The following is a 13,672-nucleotide window of genomic DNA, read 5'->3' on the forward strand; positions in this document are numbered from 1 at the left end:
GCTAAATGGATCAATCAAATGAATTAATGTGGATTCTAAAGAAAGGAAAACTTTCTCGTGAAGTAGTGTCTCATGTAGAAAGTGAGTTAGACATTTCTTTTCCGACTGATTATGTGGATTGCGTTATGCAGAATAATGGTGGACAACCAGTTCCTGATACATTTAATTTTCAAGAACGTACGGGAGCAGTTTTTAATTCTCTAATTCATTTAAATATTGGGGAGAGTAGAAATATTGTTGATGTTTATAACAATTTAAAGCTCCGTCTTCCAAAAAAAATATACCCTTTTGCTGATGATCCATTCGGTAACTACCTATGCTTTGATTATAGAGAAGGTAAAGCCCCAGTGATCGTATTTTGGGATCATGAAAAAGCAAGTATTCATGAAGAATCAAGTATAAGTTTCGTGAGTAGTTCATTTAATGAACTTTTAGATAATTTGTATGAATAATCAAAAGCATTATCATTGATGGTGTGCCCATCTTTTCTAATGGATGCACTTCAAAAATGACATCACCAAAGATAGACAGTTTATTATATAGTCAATTTGTTAAGCATGAGTTCGGTACTGTACCGGACTCATGCTTTAGTTTTGCTTAAATTCGCTCGCGATTAGAACATCCGATCTATGCAGAAAGCTATTGTTAAGAAATAACGCAGGAGGCATTCTGAATAAATATGATCATGGGGAAACAGTTTGTCCAAAAATAGAAGAGATAGACAAGTGACCCTGATGGGCATTGATTCTAATGGATAGTGCAGCGCAACTTTCCGACAATTGGTAAAGTTACATTTATTGGATGGTTTAGGGTTTGATCGTTTGTAGTGAAATGAATAGCAGAGGAGGTTCATAGTTTGAGAAAATGACTTACTTTTGCGATAAGTCTTATGCTGCTAGGTGCACTTACTAATGCTGCTTACGCCGCTAGTCCCGCTGCAAACGAAGGGTGTTCGCTTAGTGGAATTGTTGATATTGATTTTACGGTCGAACTTTAGAGGCGATTAACAAAGCCTTGAATTGCCAGCCTGGCGTTATTTTAGAGTATAGAAACGATAATAAACAACCATCCAATCAAAAAACGGTCTACGCCTAGTAAAATAGGGTAGACCGTTTTATTTTTAATGCAGGATATGCCAAAGCCTCAGCAAGAGAACGCCTGCTTCGGCTCTTGTTGTTTTGCCGCGCGGAACGAATAAGTGATCTCCCCGGCCTTGTACAAGTCCCCGCTCGCTCACTATGGTCACATAGGGCATTGCCCATGCTGGAATACTAGCAAGATCCGCGAAGGAGAGCTCCTGCTCGCCGCTTGATTCCCACTTCATTGCTTTTGATAGCATTGCAGCCATTTCTATCCGCGTAATCGTCTGCTGCGGACGGAACGTCCCGTCTGGGTAACCATTAATGATTCCTTCTGCAAGCGCTGCTTGAACCATAGGCCGTGCCCATGCCGGAATGCTCTCCTCATCACGGAATGACGGGGAGGCTTCACCTTCAATGGCAGTAACCTGAAGGACGCGTGCCAACATGACGGCGAATTCAGCCCTTGTTATTTCCATGTTCGGTGCAAAGCGATTAACGTCCATGCCCTCCACGATAGCTAAGCTTGCCGCTTCGCAAATATTCGATTTGGACCAATGGTTCTCAAGATCCGTGAACGGACAAGCTGCTTCTGGAAGATCAGGCCCCGGACCAACAACTGGCGGTGGTGTAGATGGGGTTGGTGGCGTTGTTGGCGGGGTCGTCGGTCCCGCTCCTGTCGTAAAGGTTATGTTGGAACTATAACGCGTAGTTTGATCCGTTACCGCATAAGCACGCGCATGATAGGTTGTGCTTGGCAGCAGTTCTGTTAATGCAATATGTTGTTCTCCTGTTGGATGAGTTTCAGTAGAATAAACGGAATTCGAAACGGTAGGATTCATCGATGTGCTGAGCGCTATTCCACTCTTCGTATATTGATCCCTATCGCTTGACATGATTTCGTAGATGGCTTGAGCCGAATTTGCCGTTACATCCGCGTTATCCAGCTCAAGAGATACCGACCAATTATTAATGCTGAAAGCGCCATTTGTTGAGTAGGCATACGCCGTATTCGCCGTATCTGCAACGATGACCTTCCAGTAGTAAGGGATGCCTGCATACAGTTCACTTGTATCCATGGCATATGATTCTTCGTTTGTTAATATTACTGTTCGAATCACATTTCTGTACGAGGGATCCGTGGACAGCAGCAGCCTGGTTTGGTCGTAACTTCCCGGAACGTTCGAATTGTCCCATTCAAAGATGACTTCCGGTGAATCCGGATAAAATCTCGTACCAAAAGCTGGCGATTGCAAAACTGGCTCAACAGGCGACGAAGCGGAGCTCAAAAATATGGGCTCATACTTAGCGCCCTGGGAAACGTTGAAATAAGTGCGGTAAGGGAATAGTTTCACAACATCACCCGTACCTACTGATAGATGTGAACCCGTTGCGCCAGAATTAAAGTAATCAACCTCCCACAATATTAAGTCCTCCATCGTATTACTGTTTCCTTGATTTTTGTCGACCTGTATTTGAATTTCACCCGTCTCTTCCGAGAAAATCATTTGGAGAGTTCCGGAATTCCAATCGTTATCCAGATTATTGAACTGAAGAATAGCTTTGCGCTTCCCAATATCTCCAATAACTGCTTGGTATATCGTACTCGGCATTGATTTCAGTTCAAGTTTTGTCTCGCGAACCCCGTTAAAGAGAAGCTCATCCCCATTTAGGGTAAGCTCATTCACGATAACGCCGTTCATTGGAAAATCTATGCCTAAGTTAATCGAATTGGACGTTACTAGATTTCCTGCGATCTGCTCCAATTCCTCTTCGTTCGTCAAAAAAGCAGGCGTATCAGATAGCGATGGCGCAGCGATGGTAATTCCTACGGGAATCGTCCGCACCGTGCGCAAGCTGGAGTCAAAGAACGTTTTTAGAACCATTCTTTGCCCATTGCCCTTATAAAAACTGCTGGATCCATAATTGCGATCAGAAGACGTATATAGGGTGCTGGATGTTGCTGGATCAACAATACTCCAATACTTTCCTGTATTTACCGCAATAAGCCCCGACGGATCAAACCACGACGAATACCAGCTAGTCCAATCGTTATCTTCCGTTTCAAAGGTTTTATAATTAATGAATCGCACGTTATAGGTCATACCCATAGTTATGGATACCCGATCGTCTGACTGCATGGTTAAATTATAGCCTGTAAATGGATAAGTGTGGATCAATGTCCTTGTGTTATTAAGGGGGTCGATTGCATATTGCTCCAGTTGGTTCTCCCGTGCAACGAGCAGGGTTCCGCCCGGAGTTGCGAGAACAGACACGGCATCATTCCAAAGCGTGTCCACATAGCTAAGATCAGCGGTCGAGATGGCAACAACACGGCCATTATCGTCATCGGCAGCGTACAGCAGCCCATTGTAATACGTGAACTGATAAAGGCTTCCGTCGAAATGCTTGCTTCGAACATACAAGCCTAGCTCATCGAATTCATCAATGGTGCCGTTGCTAGAATCTAATATAAATACATGGCCTTTCTCATCTTGCACAAAGCTGTAGCTATTGTTATCGTAAGTTGTTTCTCTGCTTGTGCCAATTGTTCCAACCACTTCATACTTATTAGTAGATGCATTATATTCAATGACCTGTATGGGATGTTGATAATACGAACCTACAAAGATCGTGCCCTGATTATTGATTTCAACATAGCGGGCATATCCATCAAGCTCTATCGCCTGACTTTCATTCACATACACCATAGAATTAAAAGAATCACTTGAACCGACGCCAACAACCTGGGTTCCGTCAGGAGATGCGCCAATCTCCGAAAAGTAATTTTCGCTTCCCGCTAACGGATTACAACTAGTATCGCAAATATACCCTTTGTCCGGATAAAAATAATTACTAGCCATAAACTTTCCATTTTGCAGCTTAACGATGCTGTTAATTTCAAAACCCCAGCTCGTTGTTTGGGGGCTTATTGCAGGGGCTGACGGATCAATTGTGTAATAGATATTCGTCTCTCTAGTCGATGCATAAAGAAGTCCGTCAAATGCTTTCTGAATAGAGGTTACCGGCTGGGTAAATATGACCACTTCCGGATTTGTTATGGATTTTGTATTCAGATTGTATTTGATCATTGGATAATTCGTATCATTCTGGTTATGTATAATGTACAAATAATCGACGCCCGACTCGCTAGAAAATACAATCTTCTCTGGCTTGAAGTCGAACCCTCCCGATAACCAAGTAGCGCCGGCGTCTATGAGGTCCTGTTCGAGAGTCGTTCGATCAACTAACGCTCCATGATAGGTACCATCTGTGTCGAAATGAAAGATATCCCATTTGTCTCCATATGGCAATTGAGCTATGGCAAATAGATCATCCTCTGAACTAGACTCTAATTGCGATACATTTCTAATCGCTCCGCCATTAGGAAAGGTAAAAGCATGGTCATCCCAGCCTAGATCCGTTTCTTCAAACCTCACTGAAGCGTCTGCATCTGCAGCATTGGCTACTGAGAACCAACCTGATCCACCCAAAATTGACAAAAACAATGCAACAACCAAGAAACCCGTTAACGTTCGTTTCATCATGATCCTCCATATACTTTCACGTTTTTTATTGCTTGTCGAAGTATAGCAAATCACTATGAAAGAATAATGAAAGAAAGTGGTTGTGAGCATGAACATCAACAGTCCACTCTAGACCCCACCCAGCAAAGCTTGTTCAATTACTTAAAAGCAGAAGGCAATTTAACGCCAATCAGTTTGTCAGGTGTCTGTATAATGAGGAATCCGTCTTCTTTATGTAAATGATCATATTGACGCGCGCCTGTTTTCACCCGGAACTGCGGTTTGCCTGAATCAAAATCGATCACGTGCAGGATGCCATCCGTTTGGGCAAGATAAACACCTTTTCCATAGATCGCAGTCCATGCGGACGGGTTATCTCCAGTCCAGCTCAACTCTTGTCCGTTTACTGTTTTCATACTGAAGAGAGAACCATCCTCCACCGTACGGAACAAAATACGACCGCGGTGAACTTTATAAAGCGGGTATGACCCTTTAACGTAGCTAGGCTCATAGTAAGTTTGTAGAGGTTTGCCCCCTGATTTGTAATTTTTAAAATCATACCTCGCAATAATGCCATTCTGATGGATATAAAAATCATTTCCATCCAAGTAGTGTGGCGCATTGCCGCCATATTCATTGTACGAATCTGCATTTACATTCCAGCGGTAATCGCGACTGCCTTTTATTTCACCCGTTTTCACATTAATGACGGTAACGGTCATGCTGCGCTCGGCATCATCAACTATCGGTTGGTTATTATGCTTTATGGAGTAAGCTAGCCCGCCTTCGATCTTGAAGGGAGCGTCTTGGTTGTTCATGCTCCAAAGCGTCTTTCCCGTTTTCTTTTCGATGGCATGGAGTTGACGAGTCGTTTGTGTTGGTTCATTTAATAGGATTGCGCGTAATGCGATATCTCCTGCGTCCATGATTCCTGAACTGGTATAATAGGCTTCTTTTGGTTGGGTAGCTACTTGGGACCCGGTGTTTACCCAAAGCTGCTTTCCAGTCTTTACATGGAATGCAAAGGTATAATTGTCTATCAGGGCAAATAACGTATCGCCAAAAACCTCCATAGTATTTATTTTTTCAATCATTACGCTCGACTGCCACAGCTTCTTCCCGCTTGAAGCAGAAAGGGCAAAGAGGCCCCCGCCAATTAAATTCCCATAAATAACTCCATCATGATAGAAAATCATGGAATACATATGATCTTTAACAGTCCAAATCGTTTTTCCAGTCTGAGCGTTCAATGCAATTAACTTCTGATCTCTTAACGTGAAAACCTTACCCTCAGCCGTCGTTGTCAAGTTAAAAGAAGAATTATAACCATACCCATTATCGATTTTTGTGGTCCAGGTAGATTGGACAAACGGAGTTTCAATCCCGGGGTTTCCTGTACCAAAGGATACAACAGGCTTCTCGGCATACACTTGGCTAATACCTCTATTGTCCGCTGATTGTCCGATTTGTAAGGCAACGAGCAAGGCAGAGGCTGCAAGTGTGGTTCGAAGTATCGTTTTTCTACGCATGGATGGTCCTCCTCTAATTTCCATATATTCACTTTATCTCATTATAAACGCAATGCCCCAGAAAAGGTTGCCCGGATTCGTATGGGATTAACGTTAATAGAAACCGGTGCTCACGGTCGGTGGTTTCAGTTGATGTTACGAGCAGTAAAATTCATCTATAGTTGTACATGGCATTCATCTACAGCCGGTCATTTGGTAAAATAAGCTTAAACGCTATTGAGCATTGGAGTGAGATGATGAATCATTCAATTGAAGTTCGTCGAATGGCAGAATCGGACGTCGATCTTGTATTTCGGGTTTTCGCGGAACATCATATTAAAAAACCTAAGGATTATATTTTGAGGTGTTGGGAACAGAACGTAGCAGGAGAAAGAATATCGCTGCTAGCCTTTTATCAAGGTCAGTTTACGGGAAGCTTGCATCTTCTTGCTACATCTGATTATCCTTACTTTGCTGAAAATGGCATTCCGGAAATTAATGATTTTAATGTTATTCCTCCCTTTCGAAAGCTCGGAATTGGAAATGAATTAATGGAAGCCATCGAGAAAATAGCATTTGAGAAATATGGAAAAGTGGGAATTGGCGTTGGGCTGTACCGAAGCTATGGCAATGCTCAGCGTTTATACGCAAAACGGGGATATATACCGGATGGCAGGGGGTTGATGTATCAACAACTACCAGTCACCCCTGGTGCCATTGTGTGTGCGGATGACGATTTAAATCTGTTTTTCATGAAAGTTAAACCTAATGATTGAACGGTATAGGATAGATGGGGAAGCATTTTTAGAAATGGGTGAGGAGTCGTGTCAGCATCACTTGATAGTTATCTCATAAGCAAGTTTCCAAGACTGGAATTGGAATCTCCTCTGTTTTATAACGCAGATATAGGCATTCGATTTGAAATTGGCGACCCGAATCCATTGGTTTCTGATGAGAAATACAGAGAACAATTTCACTTTCGTACTACCCAACTATTTAAAAATGCACATAGTGAAAGTGATGAAATATTTATCGTTTCATTACTAAACGTTAAAAGAAATCGTAAGCCAAACAAGATAAATGTTTTTAAAAAAGGGGTAAAAAGGAGGGAGACTTTAAAGAACCTTATTTGTAATCGTATTACGAGATCTGACGAAGAGGAAGTTGATTGGGTTTCTTTGTGTTATGTATTGCGTTGCAAAGTAACGGACATTAAACCAGCCATGTTTCTTTTCGCGCGATATAGATTCTTTTTCGTAAATATAACGCGAAATACGATTTTTTATTTATATGACAGCAGAGGCTTAGATATAGTCTCAAACACAAAGGAGCCTCTCCAGCATCTGTATTCTGATTTTAATCACTGGATATTAGATTACGATAGAGAAAGTATCGAATCTATCTTCAAATTATAAATAGATATAATCCAAGAATATAAAGCGGAAATTTGAGTTGCTTTAATGATATGCACTAAAAGATGAATAAGCATTTTTGGATTGCAAATATAAGATCGGCGAAAATAATAAAATGCGATGTCACAGATTAAAGTGATCGATCGTTTTATTAGTGTCAAAAAAAATCAGGAGGTACACAACAATGACACAACGCTTAAATTATATGCAGCAATCGCCGGAGCTTTTCAAAGGAATGATGGCATTCAGCATGTCTGAAAAGGATAGTTCGATTGAAGGTGGAATTCTTCATCTTGTTCATATTCGGGCATCGCAAATGAATGGCTGCGGATTCTGTCTGGACATGCACGTAAAGCAAGCTAAAATCCATGGCGAGACGGAGCTACGCCTCTACCATATTTCGATTTGGCGCGAATCAACGCTATTCTCTCCACGCGAACGGGCTGCGCTGGCATGGACCGAGATTTTGACCAAATTGCCTGAGCATGGTGTACCGGATGAGCTTTATGACCGAGTACGCGGTCAATTTTCTGAAAAAGAAATTTCAGATTTGACTTTCTCGGTCATGGCGATTAATGCTTGGAACCGTGTAAACGTAGCATTCAAGTATGTACCTGGTTCCGCTGACGTACAGTATGGATTGACGAAAGCGGGCCTGAGCTAAGTAGTTGCAAATCGTTGATTACGGCTAGCTGCATTAATCGAATTACCTTTTTTTTCAGATAAACGGGAAGATAATTGGTTTAAGTTGGACAAAGGGGAGCCGCATGTTTGCGGTTCTCCTTTTGTTTTGTTTCCGTGTTTTTGCCAAGGTGAAATAGACCATTATGTCGCTCATTCCAGTACCTTTTATTGTAAAAGTTATCGCCTTGAGATAGAGTTGAAATAATGACTTTTATTCATCATCTTTTGTAAAAGGAACTATTTTAAAGTTAGATGCTATGAAGTGTTTCATCGTTTAAATAAGTTGAAATAAGAAATAAGGGATGAGCTGCGCAGGCGGAGGGAACAAAGTCGTTCTGGAGAAATGCAATGTTCGCTTTTGCAGACCAAATGGTTACTATATTATGAAGTTAACGGATCAAAACCATTTGGCTGCAACGGCGATCGGAAGAATGACTTTGTTCACGCAGCGATTATCCAGCTGCCCGGCATGATGACAGGCATGATCATCGCCGGAGCTGACCCAGTTGAAGCGGTGCGCTACCATAATCGTATTCGCCTTCGCCAGCTCTGCTGCGATAACGAGCATTATTCTGAGCTAGCTGAGCTATAAGCGGAGGTTTACAAAGGAACTCCGTCTACAACCTATGGAAGAGAAGGGATGATGAATGTCGTGAAGATCTATAACAGCGGCGCCGCATTGGTAAAGCAAATTATGGAGACCGAGCTGCCTGAGCATGCGCTTTCGCTATGGGCGCTGGGGCAGGAGGGCTTCCTGGTCAAATGGAAGGAGACAACCATTCTATTTGATCCGTATTTGACGAATTGGGTGTATGAGCTGAGCGGCCCGCCGTGGTCACGTGCTTTCGAATCGCCGCTGCAGCCTGCGGATTGCCTGGGCGTTGACTTTGTGGTCTGCTCCCATCATCATGAGGATCATATGGACAAGCAGACGCTGCAGGTAATTGCCGAATCGGAGAAGACGCGCTTCATCGTTCCTAAAGCACATCTGCCTTTATTAAAGGAATGGGGCTTGCAGGACGAGCAGTTAATCGGAATATCACATGGTCAAACTCTGGAGCTTGCCGAAGGCGTTCGGTTAGAGGCTTTTGCCGCTAAGCATGAGCAATTCGAACAGGATGAAGCGGGCGAGCATAAATTTCTTGGATTTGCAGCACAATTAGGCAGTCTAACGTTATACCATGCCGGTGATACAGTAGGATTTCCAGAGCTTGTGGAATGGCTGCGGAGCAAGCAAGTCCATATAGCTTTGCTTCCGATAAACGGAAGAGATTTTGTGCGCGGCGGACAAGGCATTGTCGGCAATTGCAACTATCGCGAGGCTGTAGAAATAGCTGTGCAAATCAATGCGGATATGCTCGTTCCGATGCACTATGGTTTATTCCCGCATAATGATGAGAACCCGGCTTATTTTGTTGATTATATTCAGCGCAATTATCCTGCGAAAAAGTTCCACATGTTTGCGCCGGGTGAGCGTTTCATTTATATGAAGTAGGATCGCGTTTGCAGTTGGATTAGTGCTTAATGAATGCTGGATTGGTGCCGGAAAGCTGCCTGCGGGTTGTGTATTAATTAAAGCATCTCGATTCCTGACCACATGATTTTGCTTCATTAGGACAAAATGATGAAGCAGAAGGAATGGAGGTGACGGCTGTGTCAAATAGAGGACTGCTGACTGCGCTTGCAGCGGTTGGAGCAGCTCAGCTGCTAAAGCTTCCGCTGCATTACGCGAAAACGGGGCATTGGGACTTGCGCAGAGCGATTGGATCAGGCGGCATGCCGAGCGCTCATTCAAGCGGCGTTACGGCGTTAACTGCCTATACCGCTACGAAATACGGTGTGAGGACGCCTGAATTTGCAATATCGGCGATGCTTAGCATTGTAGTAATGTATGATGCAATGAATATTCGAAGGCATGCAGGCGAAATTGCGGTGCAGGTAAATGATTTGGATGAGGATGTCGAACGGCTAGCTGGAAAGCATCCGGGGATTTATCATAAGCGTAGACGCGAACGGCTTAAGGAAAGTCTTGGTCATCAACCGCGTGAGGTCGCTGCCGGGTCGGTGCTCGGCGCGCTTTTTGGCTTTATAGGAGGAATTACTTCTTTCAGGAGGTAACGTCTCGGCCTCATCATGAGCCTTTATCGAAAACACAGGTTTAAGCCACCAGGCTTAAGCCTTTTTTGTCTAATATCAGATAGCTGGTCTGCCTGGTTAGGTATATAATGAATCAGGGATGATGATACATACCATTAATTAGGGGGTTATTCAAGTGGCGGAGCAATTATTGTGGATGCATGGAGCGCCGTTCGCACGCAGCAATGAAGATGAGGATTGTCCAGCAATTACGCCTTATCTCGTCGAAGGAGAGCAAGCGCCGGCTGTTATCGTGTGCCCAGGCGGCGGTTACGGCGTTAGAGCTTACCATGAAGGAGAACCGATTGCGCAGTGGCTGAACAGTTTAGGCATATCGGCGTTTGTCTTGCGATACAGGGTTGCGCCTTATGAATATCCGTGCGCGCTGCTTGACGTGCAAAGGGCTATTCGTACCGTGAGGTTCAAAGCAGAGCAATACCGAATCAACCCGAATAAGCTGGGGCTGCTTGGCTTCTCCGCTGGCGGTCATTTGGTTTCTAATGCAGGAACCAGCTTTGATGCCGGGAATAAAGATGCCGAGGATGTCATTGAACGCGAGTCATCCCGTCCCGATCTGCTCGTGCTTTGCTATCCCGTTATAACGCTGCTGGACCCGTTTGCCCATGCAGGATCAAGATCGAACCTGCTAGGGGCCGAGCCGGATCCGCTTAAAGTAAGGCAGCTAAGCAGCGAGCTGCAAGTCACCGAGGATACACCACCAACTTTCTTATGGCACACGTCGGATGATGCAGCCGTGCCTGTGGAGAACAGCCTGATGTTTGCGGCCGCTCTCCGAAAGCATAACGTGCTCTTTGACCTGCATGTATATGCGAAAGGCCATCATGGCTTGGGATTGGCTGAGAGTGAGGCGCATACGAAGGAATGGACGACTGCCTGCGCCTCATGGCTGGCATGGAACGGCTTTCAAGGTTAATCACCCGTATCGGTTAGACACAAACGAGGATTTGCCTGACAAAACTGCCTTTCCTTGTCGTGCAGCGATCAACTATCGTGAATCCTGCTTCTGCAATGAACGCATCGACCGTTTCTGCAGTGATGACAATCACCTTGTTAGCGATGCGGCGGGCATGTATGAGCAATTCATGCTGCTTCTCGGGTGTAGTAGTAGAGAAGTGGTTGTAGGGCATATCTAGAATCGCCGCATCGTAATGATCGGTAACATCTGCGATATCGCCACAGATGACCGATGTCTCCAATCCGAAATGCGCTAAGTTCTCGCGCGTTCCCTGAACAACGAAGTGGTTAATGTCTCTTCCGACGATATCGATCCCCATCGATAGCGCTTCAACCAGCACGGTACCGATTCCGCAGCACGGGTCAATGGCGGTCTTCCCGCTTGGGAACGGCACGGCAATATTGGCTGCGGCTCTTGCGACCCGAGTGCTAAGCGCAATGGAATAACTGCGAGGTTTCTGAATTTGTGTAAGCCAAACCGCTTTGCTCTTAATATAATGTCCGAAATAGTAACGTCCACCCCAATAAACAAGGCCGAAGATGCGATCAGGATTCCGCATATCGGCTTCTCCTTCTATATAAATGCCTATCTCTCTCTCGACTAGGCGCATCTGATCGAAATCGATTTTATCCTCGGGCGAAAGATCGCTCATTTTGACAAAAATAACCTTAAACGTCTCATCGCGAAGCTCAATTTGCTTGACTTGCTCAAGGATATCCGCAAGCTGCTCGCCTTGGTAGAGTACCTCAATTCGCTCTCTCATAAAAGGACTTCGATCGGGATGGACAGCAATTTCGCTCATCAACAGTCCAGAGTCGGATTGCTTATCGAAAAAAGAACGCATTTCCAAATAGCAGAGCTCCGTTTCTTCCAACCTTGAGCCATAAGTATATAAATATAACGGTACATCATTTCTTGTTTCCAAGTGGAGTCGCATCCTTTATAAAAACGAGTTGAAGCTTCTAGTATACAGGAAAATGAAGACCAGACAAAGAAAAAGGAGGGAAGAAGCGTGCTTAGTGGCCAAGCCGAAAAGCAATAGAAGGCGACAATGGCAATTGCTGCCGCTGTCGCCTTCATGTAAAGGATGGTATCGAATTATAGCTCCACTTGCTGTTATCCAATGAGTGCTACCGCATGCTGCTCCGCTTGCATAAGCCGTTCGCGGACCCGTACAACCTCGCCAATGATAATGAGGGCCGGATTCGCAAGCTTCATCGTTATGGCGAGCGTGTGGATATCCGCAAGCGTGCCAACGATGGTACGCTGCCTTTTCGTCGTGCCGCGCTCAATTAACGCTACGGGTGTTGCTGCGGACTTTCCATGCTTCAGCAGCTCTTCGCGAATAGCCGGAAGCTCGCTCACTCCCATATAAATGGCAAGCGTATCGACGCCGTGCGCAAGCAAATCCCACCGGATAGGCGTTTTGTCTCCGTGGCATCTGCTCCCTGTTACGCAAGCAAAGGAAGCGGCATATTCACGGTGGGTAACCGGAATTCCGGCAGCAGCAGCTGCGCCGATGGCTGAAGTGATGCCGGGAACGATCTCATACTCGATTCCCCATGTAGCCAGTTCTAGCGCTTCCTCGGCGCCTCTTCCGAAGACGAGAGGATCTCCGCCTTTGAGGCGTACGACCGTTTTGCCATCTTGCGCTAAGCGAACCAATGCTTCATTGATAAGATGCTGGGGCATCGCATGGGAGCCGGGTGCCTTGCCGCAATAGATAAGTTCTGTATGGGGACCGGCATAGGCTAATAATTCTTTGCTAATAAGGCGATCATAGAGAATAACGTCAGCCTGTTGAATACGCCGCATCGCTTTTACGGATATGAGCTCAGGATCGCCTGGACCTGCACCTACTATATAAACCTTGCCTGCCGTTTTGTTTCTCATAGGATGCTCCCTCCGGCTCTTAAGCCGTTTTAGTGTCCAATGCTTTGGGATCCTGCAATAAAGCGATGGAGGTATGTCTCTAGCTAACCATTAATCTAAGATAGGCAGACTGCTTCCTAGCATTCGGGCATTATCCTCAAATCGTAACGTAGATTGAGCCGCTCACACTGTCGATTTCTGTTTCGAAGGTCGTAATGCAGCCATCATCCGGTTCATGTACTTTGCCGCTGCGCAAATCGATTTTCCAGTCATGGAGAGGGCAGTGTACGGCTGAGCCGCACACCATTCCTTCCGATAGAAGACCGCCCTTATGCGGGCATTTGTTCTCGACAGCAAGCACGCTGCCGTCTGTCAAGCGGAATACGGCTATTTCAATATCCTGCACCTTGATGCGGCGGGATCCTTTTACGTCGATTTCGGATAAATTTGCAACTAGCAGTTTTGTAGTCATGGGAAT

At 44.9% G+C, this 13,672-nt stretch carries 12 protein-coding genes and 1 pseudogene; 8 read left to right on the forward strand and 5 right to left on the reverse strand.

The features are described 5' to 3' along the window. Window positions 1-5: 5 nt before the first annotated feature. Window positions 6-452: an SMI1/KNR4 family protein gene (locus tag FHS16_RS25210; protein ID WP_183569371.1), complete on the forward strand. Its 447-nt coding sequence runs from the start codon at window positions 6-8 to the stop codon at window positions 450-452. A gap of 668 nt (window positions 453-1,120) precedes the next feature. Here FHS16_RS25210 and FHS16_RS25215 read toward each other — a convergent pair. Together FHS16_RS25215 and FHS16_RS25220 are read right to left on the reverse strand one after the other, a co-directional pair. Next, window positions 1,121-4,627, reverse strand: a complete 3,507-nt coding sequence (locus FHS16_RS25215; RefSeq protein WP_183569374.1) for an S-layer homology domain-containing protein — start codon at window positions 4,625-4,627, stop codon at window positions 1,121-1,123. Window positions 4,628-4,764: 137 nt separating this feature from the next. After that, window positions 4,765-6,036, reverse strand: coding sequence for an outer membrane protein assembly factor BamB family protein (locus FHS16_RS25220; RefSeq protein ID WP_183569376.1), 1,272 nt, complete (start codon window positions 6,034-6,036; stop codon window positions 4,765-4,767). 335 nt (window positions 6,037-6,371) lie between these two features. Here FHS16_RS25220 and FHS16_RS25225 point away from each other — a divergent pair, with 335 nt between their 5' ends. The 7 genes and pseudogenes from FHS16_RS25225 (at window position 6,372) to FHS16_RS25255 (ending at window position 11,280) form a co-directional block, all read left to right on the forward strand. Continuing rightward, window positions 6,372-6,890 carry a GNAT family N-acetyltransferase gene (locus FHS16_RS25225; RefSeq protein ID WP_221226471.1) on the forward strand — a complete coding sequence of 173 codons (519 nt, stop codon included), beginning with the start codon at window positions 6,372-6,374 and terminating at the stop codon, window positions 6,888-6,890. Window positions 6,891-6,938: 48 nt separating this feature from the next. Continuing rightward, complete coding sequence (locus FHS16_RS32505; protein ID WP_183569380.1) at window positions 6,939-7,529, forward strand: DUF3885 domain-containing protein; 591 nt, start codon at window positions 6,939-6,941, stop codon at window positions 7,527-7,529. A 181-nt stretch (window positions 7,530-7,710) separates the two neighbouring features. After that, window positions 7,711-8,190, forward strand: a complete 480-nt coding sequence (locus FHS16_RS25235; protein ID WP_183569382.1) for a carboxymuconolactone decarboxylase family protein — start codon at window positions 7,711-7,713, stop codon at window positions 8,188-8,190. A 471-nt stretch (window positions 8,191-8,661) separates the two neighbouring features. Beyond that, window positions 8,662-8,791 (forward strand): annotated as a pseudogene (locus tag FHS16_RS25240) (ABC transporter permease); the annotation flags it as partial. 59 nt (window positions 8,792-8,850) lie between these two features. After that, window positions 8,851-9,705, forward strand: a complete 855-nt coding sequence (locus FHS16_RS25245; RefSeq protein WP_183569384.1) for an MBL fold metallo-hydrolase — start codon at window positions 8,851-8,853, stop codon at window positions 9,703-9,705. Between the two features lie 158 nt (window positions 9,706-9,863). Then, window positions 9,864-10,328: a divergent PAP2 family protein gene (locus tag FHS16_RS25250; RefSeq protein WP_312891086.1), complete on the forward strand. Its 465-nt coding sequence runs from the start codon at window positions 9,864-9,866 to the stop codon at window positions 10,326-10,328. 175 nt (window positions 10,329-10,503) lie between these two features. Next, the gene (locus FHS16_RS25255; protein WP_183569541.1) at window positions 10,504-11,280 is read left to right on the forward strand and encodes an alpha/beta hydrolase; all 777 of its coding nucleotides are present in this window, start codon (window positions 10,504-10,506) and stop codon (window positions 11,278-11,280) included. A gap of 13 nt (window positions 11,281-11,293) precedes the next feature. Here FHS16_RS25255 and FHS16_RS25260 read toward each other — a convergent pair whose 3' ends face one another. The 3 genes from FHS16_RS25260 to nirD all read right to left on the reverse strand — a co-directional run bounded on the left by FHS16_RS25260 (window position 11,294) and on the right by nirD (window position 13,666). Beyond that, the gene (locus FHS16_RS25260) at window positions 11,294-12,247 is read right to left on the reverse strand and encodes a TRM11 family SAM-dependent methyltransferase (protein ID WP_246431956.1); all 954 of its coding nucleotides are present in this window, start codon (window positions 12,245-12,247) and stop codon (window positions 11,294-11,296) included. Between the two features lie 191 nt (window positions 12,248-12,438). Next, window positions 12,439-13,215 carry a uroporphyrinogen-III C-methyltransferase gene (cobA, locus tag FHS16_RS25265; protein WP_183569397.1) on the reverse strand — a complete coding sequence of 259 codons (777 nt, stop codon included), beginning with the start codon at window positions 13,213-13,215 and terminating at the stop codon, window positions 12,439-12,441. Window positions 13,216-13,351: 136 nt separating this feature from the next. After that, on the reverse strand, window positions 13,352-13,666 hold the full coding sequence (nirD, locus tag FHS16_RS25270) for a nitrite reductase small subunit NirD (protein WP_183569399.1): 315 nt from the start codon (window positions 13,664-13,666) through the stop codon (window positions 13,352-13,354). Window positions 13,667-13,672: the final 6 nt, after the last annotated feature.

This window comes from Paenibacillus endophyticus (assembly GCF_014192395.1).
GTDB lineage: Bacteria > Bacillota > Bacilli > Paenibacillales > Paenibacillaceae > Pristimantibacillus > Pristimantibacillus endophyticus.

Coding starts and splice junctions, on each gene's coding strand:
- FHS16_RS25210 (WP_183569371.1), top strand. CDS start 6: ATGGATCAATCAAATGAATTAATGTGGATTCTAAAGAAAGGAAAACTT.
- FHS16_RS25215 (WP_183569374.1), bottom strand. CDS start 4,627: ATGATGAAACGAACGTTAACGGGTTTCTTGGTTGTTGCATTGTTTTTG.
- FHS16_RS25225 (WP_221226471.1), top strand. CDS start 6,372: ATGAATCATTCAATTGAAGTTCGTCGAATGGCAGAATCGGACGTCGAT.
- FHS16_RS25235 (WP_183569382.1), top strand. CDS start 7,711: ATGACACAACGCTTAAATTATATGCAGCAATCGCCGGAGCTTTTCAAA.
- FHS16_RS25245 (WP_183569384.1), top strand. CDS start 8,851: ATGATGAATGTCGTGAAGATCTATAACAGCGGCGCCGCATTGGTAAAG.
- FHS16_RS25255 (WP_183569541.1), top strand. CDS start 10,504: ATGCATGGAGCGCCGTTCGCACGCAGCAATGAAGATGAGGATTGTCCA.
- cobA (WP_183569397.1), bottom strand. CDS start 13,215: ATGAGAAACAAAACGGCAGGCAAGGTTTATATAGTAGGTGCAGGTCCA.
- nirD (WP_183569399.1), bottom strand. CDS start 13,666: ATGACTACAAAACTGCTAGTTGCAAATTTATCCGAAATCGACGTAAAA.